Origin of the sequence: Streptococcus salivarius (assembly GCF_009738225.1) — a bacterium.
Taxonomy (GTDB): domain Bacteria; phylum Bacillota; class Bacilli; order Lactobacillales; family Streptococcaceae; genus Streptococcus.
On the sequence record NZ_CP018187.1, the window covers coordinates 1,218,332 to 1,231,549 of the forward strand.

12 protein-coding genes and 1 pseudogene are annotated in these 13,218 nt (G+C 38.7%); 1 reads left to right on the forward strand and 12 read right to left on the reverse strand.

Annotated elements, in window-relative coordinates:
- Positions 1 to 169 precede the first annotated feature (169 nt).
- Positions 170 to 1,714 (reverse strand): metal ABC transporter solute-binding protein, Zn/Mn family, encoded by a 1,545-nt coding sequence (locus BSR19_RS06015; RefSeq protein WP_148512531.1) that lies wholly within the window; start codon positions 1,712 to 1,714, stop codon positions 170 to 172.
- Positions 1,715 to 1,871: 157 nt separating this feature from the next.
- Here BSR19_RS06015 and BSR19_RS06020 point away from each other — a divergent pair, with 157 nt between their 5' ends.
- Positions 1,872 to 2,693, forward strand: a complete 822-nt coding sequence (locus BSR19_RS06020) for a PrsW family glutamic-type intramembrane protease (RefSeq protein ID WP_156246774.1) — start codon at positions 1,872 to 1,874, stop codon at positions 2,691 to 2,693.
- 55 nt (positions 2,694 to 2,748) lie between these two features.
- On the opposite strand, the gene BSR19_RS06025 is transcribed toward BSR19_RS06020, so the two are convergent.
- The 11 genes and pseudogenes from BSR19_RS06025 to BSR19_RS06075 all read right to left on the reverse strand — a co-directional run bounded on the left by BSR19_RS06025 (position 2,749) and on the right by BSR19_RS06075 (position 13,151).
- Positions 2,749 to 4,146: a C69 family dipeptidase gene (locus BSR19_RS06025; protein ID WP_156246775.1), complete on the reverse strand. Its 1,398-nt coding sequence runs from the start codon at positions 4,144 to 4,146 to the stop codon at positions 2,749 to 2,751.
- 17 nt (positions 4,147 to 4,163) lie between these two features.
- Positions 4,164 to 5,075, reverse strand: a complete 912-nt coding sequence (whiA, locus tag BSR19_RS06030) for a DNA-binding protein WhiA (protein WP_004182012.1) — start codon at positions 5,073 to 5,075, stop codon at positions 4,164 to 4,166.
- Positions 5,072 to 6,046, reverse strand: coding sequence for a YvcK family protein (locus BSR19_RS06035; RefSeq protein WP_156246776.1), 975 nt, complete (start codon positions 6,044 to 6,046; stop codon positions 5,072 to 5,074). The genes whiA and BSR19_RS06035 overlap by 4 nt, the downstream gene beginning before the upstream one ends.
- A complete protein-coding gene (gene rapZ, locus BSR19_RS06040) occupies positions 6,043 to 6,933 on the reverse strand; it encodes an RNase adapter RapZ (RefSeq protein ID WP_156246777.1) in 891 nt (296 codons plus the stop codon). The genes BSR19_RS06035 and rapZ overlap by 4 nt, the downstream gene beginning before the upstream one ends.
- Positions 6,914 to 7,684, reverse strand: a complete 771-nt coding sequence (locus tag BSR19_RS06045; RefSeq protein WP_022496681.1) for a DUF1003 domain-containing protein — start codon at positions 7,682 to 7,684, stop codon at positions 6,914 to 6,916. The genes rapZ and BSR19_RS06045 overlap by 20 nt, the downstream gene beginning before the upstream one ends.
- Positions 7,685 to 7,810: 126 nt before the next feature.
- Positions 7,811 to 9,915, reverse strand: a pseudogene (locus tag BSR19_RS06050) (CAP domain-containing protein).
- A gap of 262 nt (positions 9,916 to 10,177) precedes the next feature.
- Entirely contained in the window at positions 10,178 to 10,669 is a 492-nt protein-coding gene (gene queF / locus BSR19_RS06055; RefSeq protein ID WP_003097375.1) for a preQ(1) synthase, read from the reverse strand.
- A 122-nt stretch (positions 10,670 to 10,791) separates the two neighbouring features.
- Positions 10,792 to 11,508 carry a 7-carboxy-7-deazaguanine synthase QueE gene (gene queE, locus BSR19_RS06060; RefSeq protein WP_073686325.1) on the reverse strand — a complete coding sequence of 239 codons (717 nt, stop codon included), beginning with the start codon at positions 11,506 to 11,508 and terminating at the stop codon, positions 10,792 to 10,794.
- Entirely contained in the window at positions 11,501 to 11,944 is a 444-nt protein-coding gene (gene queD / locus BSR19_RS06065; RefSeq protein WP_064524302.1) for a 6-carboxytetrahydropterin synthase QueD, read from the reverse strand. The genes queE and queD overlap by 8 nt, the downstream gene beginning before the upstream one ends.
- Entirely contained in the window at positions 11,944 to 12,597 is a 654-nt protein-coding gene (gene queC, locus BSR19_RS06070; RefSeq protein WP_004182407.1) for a 7-cyano-7-deazaguanine synthase QueC, read from the reverse strand. Before queC ends, queD begins: the two co-directional genes overlap by 1 nt.
- A 173-nt stretch (positions 12,598 to 12,770) precedes the next feature.
- The gene (locus BSR19_RS06075) at positions 12,771 to 13,151 is read right to left on the reverse strand and encodes a RidA family protein (RefSeq protein ID WP_002891112.1); all 381 of its coding nucleotides are present in this window, start codon (positions 13,149 to 13,151) and stop codon (positions 12,771 to 12,773) included.
- Between the last annotated feature and the right edge of the window lie 67 nt (positions 13,152 to 13,218).

The following is a 13,218-nucleotide window of genomic DNA, read 5'->3' on the forward strand; positions in this document are numbered from 1 at the left end:
ATGAAAAAATGTAGTAATTATTTAATTTTTTACAGGATTTTTTTAGAAAAAATACGATGCTTTAAATTTCTGTTTAAAACTAATGACACTAGAAATTTTCTAAGAGTTTAAGAAATGAAAGATTTTTTTAAAAAAGAAAAAACACTCACGAATGAGTGCATTTCTAGTATTAATGGCTAACCATTTCTTGTGCAATTTCAAAGCCACTAAGTTTTCCAGGATAGTAAGTTGGCCAATTATCCATTTCTTTTAGAATCTCATCTTGGCTACTATTTCCAAAGAAAATATGGAAATGTGCTGAAGTTGTTGGATCTATTTGATGATCTGAAAATTGGACATACTGGTAAGGGTTATCTGCTGCTTGACTATCAGTTGCTGTAAAGAGATAACGAACACCTTTTTTACCAGAAGCATAGGTTAGAATCTTATAACCATCATAACGATAAGTGTGTGTCACACTACTTCCATCATTCTTTATGAAAGTCATGGTCATCTTTTTACCATCAATGGCAATTTTAGAAACATCTGTTTGATAGCCCTTAGTGTAGTATTCTTTGTACTCTTGTGCAGTTTTATCTTTATTTAATAGAGATTTGTATTCAAATACTTGATCTAAAGTACCATCTTGAAGATAAGGATAAACCGATTGCCACTCACCAGACCAATCCGAAAGTTCTCTATCTTTAACATCTTTGTCATCGAAGTAACCATTTTGAACCGTTTTCTTGTCATCACTTCCCGTTTCAGGTTGGATAGCTTTACCTTCAACGTCCGTTGTTAAACGAAGATTTTTTAGGTTCTCAGTCATAACACTGATATAGTCTTCACCTTTTTTCAACTGTTCCTTAGTTAGTGATTCAATTGGATTTAAAACTGCTGTCTTAACTCCTACTTCGTTAGCTAAGGTTTTAGCAACACTACTTGAAGCATTTTCCTCAAAATAGATATAGTTAATATCATATTCTTTGACATACTTAGAAAGGCTAGCGATACGTTTTGCAGAAGGGTCGGACTCAGCTGAAACACCTAAAATTGGTACCTGTGTCAAACCGTAATCTAAGGCAAGGTAGGCAAAAGCTGCGTGCTGAGTAACAAAACTTTTCTGTTTTGCTTGACTAAAGGCTTCAGTATACTCCTTATCCAAAGTCTTTAATTTTTTAAGGTATTTCTCGGCATTGGTTGTAAAGACTGCTTTTTTATCTGGATGCTGAGCAATCAAACCGTCTCTAATAGTTTCAACTAATTTTTGAGAACGTTTAGGTGAGAGCCAAACATGGGGATCATATTCGTGGTGATGTTCTTCTCCACCATGATCATGATCTTCTTCCTCTGTTCCAGGTAAAAGAACCATGCCTTGACTTGCCTTAATGACTTTTGTATTTTTTGTGTTGATAGACTTTTCAACTTTTGGAACCCAGGTTTCCATATTTTCATTTAGGTAGACAAAAGTGTCTGCTTTTTCAATGTCAGCGACATTCTTAGTAGATGGTTGGAAATCGTGGGCTTCACTTCCAGCAGGAATGAGATAAGACACCTCTCCCTCATCTCCTACAACCTGCTTGGTAAATTCATAAACAGGGTAAAAGCTCGTCACAACTTTCAAATCACCATTTCCTTTTGAACCGTGGTGACTAGTCGTATAATAAATACCTGCACCAGCAGCTAAAACAACTGCTGCTAATCCTGCTAGGCCAAAAATGCGTTTCTTTTTCATGATATTCCTTCCAAAATACTTAACCAGTTAATAGTTTACTGGTTAAGTATATCACACTTCATTTATTTTGCAAGTCCTAAAATAAAAAAAATGAAATATTTCGACGAGAAAGAATTATTTGATATACTGGAAATATCATTTGGAAAGTAGGTTATACATGTTTCGAAAATTAATCCTATATCTTTTTTTATTGCTTTCAGCCATAGGCCTGACTTATGATACGCAATCATACACTTCAGGCGCTTTGTCTGGTTCGGCATACGGTATTATTGGACTATCAACACTGATTGCCTTATGTTATATCGTACCAGGAATATTTCTGATTCTGTACTTAGGCAAGAGATGGCAGGTGAAACCACTTGTTCTCATATTTGCTCTAATTGGTGGAGTCTTTATCACAGGATGGATAGCTGGTTATGCCAATACCATTTCTCACGACTGGGTGACTGCTCATCTTTCTTCAAAGAGTTTCTTCTACCGCTTTGAGGATGCTCTTATGGCTCCCCTAGTTGAGGAACCCCTAAAACTAGCAGCTTTTCTCTTTGCTATCTATATGGTGCCAACGAAAAGTTACAAGGGGCTCTTGCTTGTCGCTATTACGGCGGGTCTGGGCTTCCAGATTAGTGAAGACTTCTCCTATATTCTTTCAGATTTGCCTGATGGTTTTTCTTATACGATTTCAGGTATTCTTGGTCGAACTATTGGTGCTGTATCGTCTCACTGGCTTTACACATCCTTCCTTGCTATGGGGCTAGTCCTTATATGGCGTTCCCGTCAAAAACTCATTAATTCTAAATACAGTCTTATTGGTATACTTTATGCTTGTGGTGCTTTTGCTGCACACTTTGCTTGGAATTCACCTCTTCGAAATTTAGAAAGCGATTTGCCATGGGCATCAGGCCTTCTCATTTCACTCAATCTTTTCTTCTTTATTACGCTTTATCAGCTCCTATCGAAACTGGATAAAGAAAACAAGTAATGTTTACAATACTAAAAAACCTTTCCAATTTTATGGAAAGGCTTTTTTAATGACTTTAATCACTCATAGAAAAACGATTGGTCATCAAATTACTTGCATCATCTAAGACTTTTGCCAATAGTTTATCTGTTTCTGACTGAATCTTATCACTAATCTTTTGATTTTCAGCTTCAAAATCAATACTCTCACCATTTGCTAAAGCAGTATCTACATGATTAATCATAGCATGGCCAAGAGCCATAGTTGTTTCTACATAAGCATCCAAATCAGCTTCATGCTGTTGGAAATGAGGATCACAGATAGCGGCAATCAAGCGATTACTCCAGTAGAAATTACCTGTATCCACTTTATCAGTTGTTTGACGGAAATAAGCAGGTGTTGTTCCGACTTGAGTCCAGAATGGCACCATTGTACCAAATGGCATTGATCCATAGGCTAACCACTGAATTCCTGTCGTTTCTGATGGTTTGTTAGGACGCATTTGCAAGAGAGCTGTTTGACTAGTACGGTTGATACCGATTGGACGGAATTGGCGTTGACTCACCGCATCTCCTTGAGGTCCATAAGGATCGTAAGGTGTATCTTGGTAATGAAGACTCAAGACATATTTAACATCTTCAACTGTAATTTTGCGGTATGGTTTTTGACACCATGGAATAAAGAATGATTTTGGATCATAATCTTTTTCTGGGTTCAAGAATTTCTGCATTGCCCAGGCACGTGGTGTATTATAATGACGATCCTTATCTCGTTGGCTACCAAAAGCATAACGTGGATTAAAGTGTTCATTAGAATAAGTCAGATCCAAGTGATGTTTATTAATAAAATCTCGAATGTCTGGTGAGGCTAAATAGTCGTCTGGATTTTCAAACTCATAATGATCGATGCCAAGTTGGTTTGGGTTAGTGACATAGGCATCATCTGGAACACGTCTTGCAATCCAATGGTGACCACCAATGGTCTCTAGCCACCAAATTTCTTCAGTATCTGAGAAAGCAATACCATTAGATTCGTAAGTTCCGTAAGTTTCAAGAAGTTGCCCCAAACGAATGACACCTTCACGCGCCGTCTTGATATATGGCAAGACCAATGTTAACATATCCTCTTCTCCAAAACCATCTTTAACAAGAGGGTCTGCACCGAGTACACGCGCATTGGTGGTGATTGTTTCTGTTGCACTCATGGCAACATTAGCTGAGTTAATACCAGCTTCACCCCAGATACCGTCTTTACCAAGTGCATCTGGAACAGAAGTATAACGTAGAGGATTATCTGGCAAATCAATTGAAAACTTGCTAAGCACAGACTGATAATGACGCGGTTGGTCTTCAGGGGTCACGACGAGAAATTCTTTGGGCGTAAAAACGCCAGATTGAGAATCCTCAGTACGTGCAATCATGGTAGAGCCGTCATATGAGGCTTTCTTACCTACTAAAATCGTTGTACAAGCCATAAAAGCTTCCTTTCTACTTACAAATCGTCCGCAATTTTATTGATTTTTCTGAGACGATGATTGACACCACTCTTGGTCAGAGGAGGTTCTATACTATCTGCGATTTGCTGGATAGAATAATCTGGATTGGCAATACGGAGTTGGGCAATTTGGCGCAGCTCCACAGGTAAAATCTCCAAGCCAACCGTATCCATAATCTTGATAATATTATTAATTGTTTTCATACTAGCACTAATCGTTCTAGCAATATTAGCTGTTTCCGCATTATTGGCACGATTCAGATCATTTCTGGTCTCTCGCATAATTTTGACCTCTTCGAAGGTATCCTTAGAGTTCATTGCACCAATAACAAGGAGGAAATCCATAATATCCTCAGCTTTTTGAAGATAGGTCACAAAACCATTTTTATGACTCAGAACCTTGGCATCGAGCATAAATTTTTTCATGAGAGAAGCCAAGTCCTCTGCGTGGTCTTGGTAAACGGAAAAAATCTCTAATTGATAACGGCCTTTTTCAGGATCACGAACTGTTCCAGTCGCCAAAAAAGCACCTCGTAAATAGGATCTTCCAGCTTCGTCATCTTCCATTACTGATGTTTCAATGCCTGTTTCAAAGCCAAAGAAAGAATCCGCCAATTGTAAATCGGACAAAATATCATTGACATGGTCAGCTACAAAAACCGTGTAAACACGATTTTTCTTGAGATTAGTCTTGTTGTGATGTCTCAATTCAGGATTACTCTGATAACGACTTTCCATTAATTGGTAGATATGTCTCGCAATCTTTGCATTTTCTGTTGAGATGGAAAGAGTCAATCCTTGGTTGGTCAATCCAACAGAACCAGACATCTTAATCAATGCCGACAATTCAGCCTTGTCTTTGCTTGAAGCTGCAATTATCTCTTCTTTAACCTTAATTGTGAAACTCATGACTTATTCCTCACTAGATGCATGAGCTCATCCACTACCAAGTCACCATGGTGGAAGGCACCACCATTTTCAAGTCGCAAAAAATTAGAAGACACAACTGTTTTTGCTTCACGACGTAAGCCCTCAAAATCATGCTCAACCTGAACAAGGTATTCATCAAATTTATTACTTGCCATGTATTCCTTAGGCACTTTCTTGATATTAACTAAGACATTGTCAATCACATCGGAGCCAAGATGACGATTAAGAACAGCCACATGGTCGGCATCTGAGAATTGCTCAGTTTCTCCGTACTGCGTCATAATATTACAAATGTATGTGACATCAGCCTTGGTCTCAATAAGAGCCTGACGAATCTCTGGTATCACCAGGTTGGGCAAAATCGATGTATAGAGAGACCCAGGACCTAAAACAATCATATCACTATTCATAATAGCATCAACAACCTTACGACTAGCCTTAGACTCTTCATCATTATAGGTATTGGTCACATAAACGCGCTCAATCATGCCATCGTACTGAGCAATACTACTCTCACCTGCTACTTCATGACCATCTTGAAAAACGGCATGAAGCGTCAAAGCAGTCTCACTGGCAGGATAAATCTTACCTGTGACGTGGAAAAACTTCGTCAGAAGCTGCATGGCATTATAGGTAGATCCCTGCATTTCTGAAATTCCAGCGATGATTAGATTTCCGAGTGGATGACCGGCCAAAGCACCATCGGTTTTATCAAAACGATATTGGAAAACTCTTTCATAAAGTTTAGGCATATCACTCATAGCTACCAAAACATTACGCAAATCCCCTGGAGGTGTCAGTTGCATGATATCACGCAAATCTCCTGAAGAACCGCCATCATCAGCTACAGTTACCACAGCAGTGATATCAACATCCTTATGACGTAAACTACGAAGAATGACTGGAATACCAGTTCCCCCACCTATTACTGTAATTCTTGGTTTTTTCATGAACGATTCACCGTCTCCTTACGTCGATCCTTATCACGATGTGTTTCATTGACTGTCCAATCATTTTTTAGATCTTGGGCTAGACGATGTGCAAAAGCTACACTACGGTGTTGACCACCTGTACACCCAACAGCAATAGTAAGAACTGACTTACCTTCTTTTTTGTAGCCAGGTAAGATTGGTTTAATAAGTTGTATCAAATGATTGTAAAACTCTTCTGATTCCTTATGTTTCATGACATAATCAAAAACCTCTTTATCCAAACCTGTGAGGTTACGAAGTGCAGGATCATAATAAGGGTTTGGCAAGAAACGGACATCAAAAACCAAATCTGCATCCAATGGCAATCCATATTTAAAACCAAAACTCAAAACTTCAATACGGAAAGAAGATTGGTCTTGTTCAGATGAGAACTGTTCAGAAATAGCCTTACGCAGTTGGCGTGGAGTCAATTCTGTCGTATCTACCACGTTTTGACTCAAACTCTTAAGCGGTGACAAAAGCTCACGCTCAAGCTTAATGCCATCCAAAACACGGCCATCTGCCGCCAATGGGTGGCTACGACGTGTCTCTTTATAACGAGAAACCAATTCACCATCCGTGGCATCCAAGAATAGAATCTTGAAATTAAGTTCCTCATTACTTTCCAATTTATCCAGAATATCATTGATCTCATCGAAGAACAAGCGACTACGCATGTCAACAACAAGAGCAATCTTGTCTGTCTCTTCACTATGTTTTACCAATTCAATAACCTTAGGTACCAAAGATGGTGGCATATTATCAATAGTGAAGTATCCAATATCCTCAAAGGATTGAATCGCTACAGTCTTACCTGCACCACTCATCCCTGTTACAACAACTAAATTAATTTTTTTCGTTCCCATGAGACTCCCTTTCTAGTCTTTCTTCTTTCAAGACACGAATAACGTCTGACATCTTCTCAACTTGTTGGCTAACCCCCATAATCATTTCTGTCTGCAATTTTTGAATTGTCAGAAGATCTGATTGGTCTTGTTGAACCAAGTGGTCTATTTTTTCATGCAAAAGTCGGATTTCTTCCTTAGACTGGGTATTAACGTGATAGTCGTTACGCGCTTGTAAACGGTCGTAATCCGATGCTCGATTCTGACTCATCATTATCAATGGTGCCTGAACGGCCGCTAGAGTAGACAAGGCCAGATTCAACAGAATAAATGGATACTTATCAAAGGCAATCCCAAAGGGTTGAACAACATTCAGCCCCATCCAAATAGCCATAAAAGCAACGAATGACAAGATAAAAGTCCAAGATCCACCAAATCGGGCCACTTCATCCGCCACTTTTTGACCAAAAGTAATCCTACTATCCAACTGTTCCTGGATGTCTTGATCCTCGTACAATAAACTCTTGGTCACATCGTGAACGGTTTCCCGAACATGTTCGTTTTTCTCATTAGCATTTGCAATAACTTCATCAAGAAAAACCAACCTATAATCCAAAAGACTGATATTACTAATAAAATCATGTCCTTGTAAATCAGGGTAATCTTTTTTCAAAAGCACCTGCAAACGACTATTTAGACGTTCGAAATAAGAGCCATCGGTTTCATCGAACCACTCTTTAGAGATATAATCCTGAACTCTCTTAACCTGCATATTTTCGCCTTCTTTCTAGGCTCTATTATACCATATTGAAAGCTTAAACGTTCAATAGATAAAGGAAAAGAGTCCAAGACTAACCTCAGACTCCTCCATTATTGGGACAATTAATTTAAACTCTTCTTATTGGTAATTTAAAGTCCAGTAGTAAGTACCGTCACCAGCGACAACACAAGCTACTGCTGCTTGAGTAGCATCTGGACTCATGAGAAGTTCACGAATACCACTACTCAACCATTTATTGGCTACAACTGAACCTTCAGATTCACGACGGTAAACAATACCATCACTGTTGTAAGTGTGTGAAATATCTTTGGCATGTGGAAGGGTTGTGCTATTGTAAAGATCATCAGACCATGTAAGTGCTGGCAAACCAGCAGCTGTACGTTGAGCATTGATTTCATTAAAGGCAGCCTTAGCTGAGTCCACTTCAACGTAATCAGAGTTTTCAGTTGGTTCTACATGATAAACAAATTTAACATAACCAAATTCAACATCACTATATTTTTTGTCGTCAACACCGCTCTTGAGATTAGCTGTAATAACATAGTCACGTGCCCAAGCACTGCCCTTAGAAGCGTTGAAGTTGTCAACATCTTCAATTTCCCAAGTTACATTACAATCCCAGCCAGCATTGTCTAAGAATTTTGGAGCAAGATTCTTGATAACATAATCTTTGAATTCATCCACATTTTGGAATGGAAGAGCTTCACCAGCTTTACCAGTACCAACTACATTTTCAGAATACAACTTAACACTTGATGCATTGTCATCGTACATGTATTCGTCGTTTCCTGCTGGTTTATGGAAATCTGGATCAAGCTCAGGGTCATCATTGGCAGTACCATTGTAGAGTTTCCATTTACCATCAACCCATTTGTAGTAACCATCGATACCACGCGCATTATCTTCATCTGTCAATGCCACACGGTAGTAATAGGTACCGTTGTCATCTACAAATCGTGGATCTGAATACATGCGATAATCTGTTGGTGGCAATGTTGGTTTTGGCAACTTATCATAGTCAATGTTTGTTTCAGGCGCATACGGTGGTTTTTCAAGTTCAGGAGCTTCAGAACTTGTTTCTGATGTTGAACCTGTCTCAGAAGTAGCAACTGAGTCTGAGGTGATTACTGAAGTTGAATCTACAGTTGAGGCTACTTCTGAACTTGCTGATGAAGTTGAATCTACAGTTGACGCTACTTCTGAACTTGCTGATGACGTTGAGTCAACAGTTGATACTGCTTCTGAACTTGCAGACGAAGTTGAATCTACAGTTGAGGCTACTTCTGAACTTGCTGATGAAGTTGAGTCAACAGTTGATACTGCTTCTGAACTTGCAGACGAAGTTGAATCTACAGTTGAAGCTACCTCTGAGCTTGCTGATGAAGTTGAGTCAACAGTTGATACTGCTTCTGAAGTTGCAGACGATGTTGAATCTACAGTTGATGGTGCTTCTGAAGTTGCAGACGACGTTGAATCTACGGTTGATGGTGCTTCTGAAGTTGCAGATGATGTTGAATCTACAGTTGATGGTGCTTCTGAAGTTGCAGATGACGTTGAATCTACGGTTGATGGTGCTTCTGAGCTTGCTGATGACGTTGAATCTACAGTTGAAGTTGTTGGAGTTTCAGAATCTGTGCTTGAAGCCTTAACAAGCACCCACTTACCATTTGAATAATAGTAATAATCGCCATTATCTTTCAAATAATAGTGAGTACCATTTTCATAACGGTAGTGAGGGTCATTTCTCAAAACCTCATAACCTGTCGTTGGTGTATTGTTAGAACCACTATTGTTGTTATTATAGTCACCACCACGAACCCAACGTCCATTATAGTTTACATAGTAGCTACCATCACTCAAGATGTAGTACAAATAGCCATTGCTATAGCGGTAAGTCCCTGATTCATTGTAGTTGTTGTAACCAGGATTATAGTTGTTATAGCCATAATTATAGTTATAGCCATAGTTATAGTTTGGATAGTAATTATTGTAACCGTAGTTATAGCCATAATTGTAATTATAGCCTGGGTAATAGCCATTATATCCGTAGTTATAACCATAGTTTGGATAATAGTTGTTATACCATGGATTATAAGAATAGTTATTATAGTAACCTCGGCCATAATAACTATCGGCCTGTGCATGATTGTTGCCAACTACGTTGGTGCTAAAATAGCTGCCCCTAGGACAGCACATGAAAATAATCGTAAACTCTTTCTCATTGTCTTTTCCCCTTTTAAAAAAAAATATACCTTTTATAAGCAATCGCTTACATTTCCATTTACACTTCAATTGTAAGAAATAAAACTTCTATTGTCAAATTATTTTAATAATAGAAGTTTCTCAGACTAAACCAATAGAAGACTAACAAAGACCTAACTTTCTTTGTGAAAAACGGTTAGGCGGACCTCTTTTACGCCCTAAAGACAGGTGTTTAACCAAGAAAAAAAGCCCATTATTTGCATAAGGACTTTTAGCTTGACATTAACGATTATCAATATTTTCTGGGTAAAGATCGTGATTAAAAAGACGTTGCTCTGCCATCTTTTCATACTTAGTTTCTGGACGACCGTAATTATAATAAGGGTCAATCGAAATACCACCACGAGGTGTAAATTTACCCCAAACTTCCAAGTAACGAGGGTTCAAAAGCTCCACCAAATCTTTACCAATGGTATTAATACAGTTTTCATGAAAATCTCCGTGATTACGGTAACTAAAGAGGTAAAGCTTTAGAGATTTAGACTCAACGCAGAGCTGGTCTGGAATATAAGAAATATAGATGCTTGCAAAATCAGGTTGCCCAGTAATAGGACAAAGTGACGTAAATTCTGGACAGTTGAATTTGATAAAGTAATCATTATCAGTATGACGATTATCAAAAGACTCCAAGACTTGTGGAGAGTATTCAAAAATATAAGGTGTCTCCTTATTACCAAGGAGAGTGAGGTTTTTCATTTCTTCTTGTTGTGACATTTTTCTTCCTTTGTTGTTAATTATTATAGACCTTTATATGGTCAATTTTTAATCTAAATTTCTAATGTTAATCATTAAAAAAGTAAAAAAACTATCAATTCTAAGTTTATAGAATGTGAAGATTAGACTCCGCGCTCATTATCATAGAGTAGAGTATGAAGCTGAGGGAGAACACGCACATTGCCCCATGAGTCATCAGCAGCTACTGTCTCCCAAAGCTCTTTGAGGCGACCTAATTGATGTTGGACAATATTACCTTCTGCTTTCGGTTCAGGATTACCAGCCGAAAGAAACATGACATCTGGCTGATAACGTTCCTGAATCATTTTAGCAAAGGCTAAATCATCATCGTCAAAAACAGGAACTTTGAAGGTAACTTTATCAGGATCAAGTTGTGAAACAATAAAGTCAAGGGTTTCCATATTGACTTCCATCTTGGATGATGGTGGTTTAGGACTTAAGGTTACTTGATCAATATCCTTGAGCCACTCCTGCCAGCGAGAACCCTGAGTTTCAACGGCCAAAGTCACTCCTCTAGCCTTGAGTTTTGAAACGAGTTCAGCCATATTTGCCGCTAAAAGAGCTGGGTTTCCTCCAGACAGAGTAACATAGTCATAAGTTCCTAGCGCATCTAAAGCCTCAATAACTTCATCAGCTGTCATACGTGTTGGCTTCTCTGACCCATCCCAAGTAAAGGCAGAATCACACCAATCACAATGGTAATCACATCCTGCTGTCCTTACAAACATGGTCTTTTGACCGATAGCTCGGCCTTCCCCTTGAAAAGTCGGTCCGAAAATTTCAAGCACTGGCAGTTTGAGTACACGTTCTCTAGTCATCCAACCACTCCCGTCTAAACTCTGCGAAGGCTGTTGGTGTTTCATAAAGACGCACATATTCCAAACGAAGTCCTCTCTCCTCTGGCAGATGTTGACTCGTCGTCTGGAAAATCCAGAAAACCATATTTTCCGCAGTTGTATTCATATAAGGCAGAGTCTCATTGAGATAACGGTGATCTAACTGTGGTTCCAAATGGTCCTTATAAATGCTCTTTAGATCACCAAAATCGTAGGTCATACCACGCTCATCCAAGTATCCACTTACTGCAATCTGAAGATGGTAGGTATGGCCGTGAAGTGATTTGCATTTGCCTTCATAATTAAAGAGATGGTGGGCAGCATCAAAAGTAAACTCTTTAGAAACCATTGTACGATGAGGATTGTAAACCAAGGACTCACCTGTTTCTTTCTTGATTTCTTTCGGTGCAAAGAACATTAAGCTTCTCCTCTTTCTGCTAGATATTTTTCAAGACCTTTTTGACGCAAGTGACAGGCAGGGCATTCCCCACAACCAGTTCCAATAATACCGTTATAGCAAGTTAGCGTTTTTTCACGAACATAGTCAAAAGCTCCAAGTTGGTCAGCTAAAGCCCAAGTCTCAGCCTTATCTAACCACATGAGAGGGGTTTGGATAACAAAATCATAGGCCATGGCTAGATTAAGTGTAACATTAAGCGATTTGACAAAAACATCACGACAGTCTGGATAACCAGAAAAGTCTGTCTCACAAACACCCGTAACAATATCAGTAATACCACGTTGCTTAGCTAGAACAGCTGCAAAAGAAAGGAAAAGATGATTACGCCCGTCCACAAAGGTATTAGGAACTTCACCTTCTTCTGCCTCAATCTCAATATCAGATGTTAAGGCATTTTCAGTGATTTGACCAAGCAAAGACATGTCCAAAACATGGTGTTTAAGCCCTTGTTCTTGCGCAATCTCTTTAGCTACTTCAATTTCTAAGCTATGACGTTGGCCATAAGCAAAAGTAACTAATTCAACTGTTTCATAATGTTTTAGCGCCCAAAATAGGCAAGTAGTAGAATCTTGACCGCCACTAAAGACGACCAAAGCTGATTGACGTTTCATAATATTCCTCTTTATTCGTGATGTCTGAGACACATAAAAAGGCCCCTTGGGGGAGCCAAAAAACGCCAGTAATGGTTTTTTTTAGCGATGGTGTCTCCCAAACATCGAAAATGATTTATCCTTAATAGTCTATCATAGTTGAGAAAAAAAGAAAAGAGCCAAAGCTCTCTTCATTAATCAATCTCAGCGATAACTTCGATTTCAATTTTAACATCTTTTGGCAAACGTGCCACTTCTACCGCAGAACGTGCTGGGAAATCAGATGTAAAGGCAGTTGCATACACTTCGTTAAATGGAACGAAATCGTTAATGTCACTTAGGAAGCAAGTTGTTTTGACAACGTGGTCAAAGTCTGTACCAGCTTCTGCCAAAATAGCCCCAACATTTTTAAGAACTTGTTCTGTTTGTTCTTGAATTGTTTCGCCAATGATTTCACCTGTTTCTGGTGACAATGGTACTTGACCAGAAGCGAACAAAAGATTGCCAACAATTTTACCTTGAACATAAGGTCCGATTGCTGCTGGTGCTTTATCAGTATGAATAGTTTTTGCCATGATAGTTCTCCTTTGAATAATATGTTGCTATTATAACAAAATATTCTGAAAATTGAAACATATAATT

What these genes read in the sequence shown, in the direction of transcription:
- BSR19_RS06015 (WP_148512531.1), bottom strand. Translation starts at nt 1,714, where the DNA reads ATGAAAAAGAAACGCATTTTTGGCCTAGCAGGATTAGCAGCAGTTGTT.
- BSR19_RS06020 (WP_156246774.1), top strand. Translation starts at nt 1,872, where the DNA reads ATGTTTCGAAAATTAATCCTATATCTTTTTTTATTGCTTTCAGCCATA.
- BSR19_RS06025 (WP_156246775.1), bottom strand. Translation starts at nt 4,146, where the DNA reads ATGGCTTGTACAACGATTTTAGTAGGTAAGAAAGCCTCATATGACGGC.
- whiA (WP_004182012.1), bottom strand. Translation starts at nt 5,075, where the DNA reads ATGAGTTTCACAATTAAGGTTAAAGAAGAGATAATTGCAGCTTCAAGC.
- BSR19_RS06035 (WP_156246776.1), bottom strand. Translation starts at nt 6,046, where the DNA reads ATGAAAAAACCAAGAATTACAGTAATAGGTGGGGGAACTGGTATTCCA.
- rapZ (WP_156246777.1), bottom strand. Translation starts at nt 6,933, where the DNA reads ATGGGAACGAAAAAAATTAATTTAGTTGTTGTAACAGGGATGAGTGGT.
- BSR19_RS06045 (WP_022496681.1), bottom strand. Translation starts at nt 7,684, where the DNA reads ATGCAGGTTAAGAGAGTTCAGGATTATATCTCTAAAGAGTGGTTCGAT.
- queF (WP_003097375.1), bottom strand. Translation starts at nt 10,669, where the DNA reads ATGTCACAACAAGAAGAAATGAAAAACCTCACTCTCCTTGGTAATAAG.
- queE (WP_073686325.1), bottom strand. Translation starts at nt 11,508, where the DNA reads ATGACTAGAGAACGTGTACTCAAACTGCCAGTGCTTGAAATTTTCGGA.
- queD (WP_064524302.1), bottom strand. Translation starts at nt 11,944, where the DNA reads ATGTTCTTTGCACCGAAAGAAATCAAGAAAGAAACAGGTGAGTCCTTG.
- queC (WP_004182407.1), bottom strand. Translation starts at nt 12,597, where the DNA reads ATGAAACGTCAATCAGCTTTGGTCGTCTTTAGTGGCGGTCAAGATTCT.
- BSR19_RS06075 (WP_002891112.1), bottom strand. Translation starts at nt 13,151, where the DNA reads ATGGCAAAAACTATTCATACTGATAAAGCACCAGCAGCAATCGGACCT.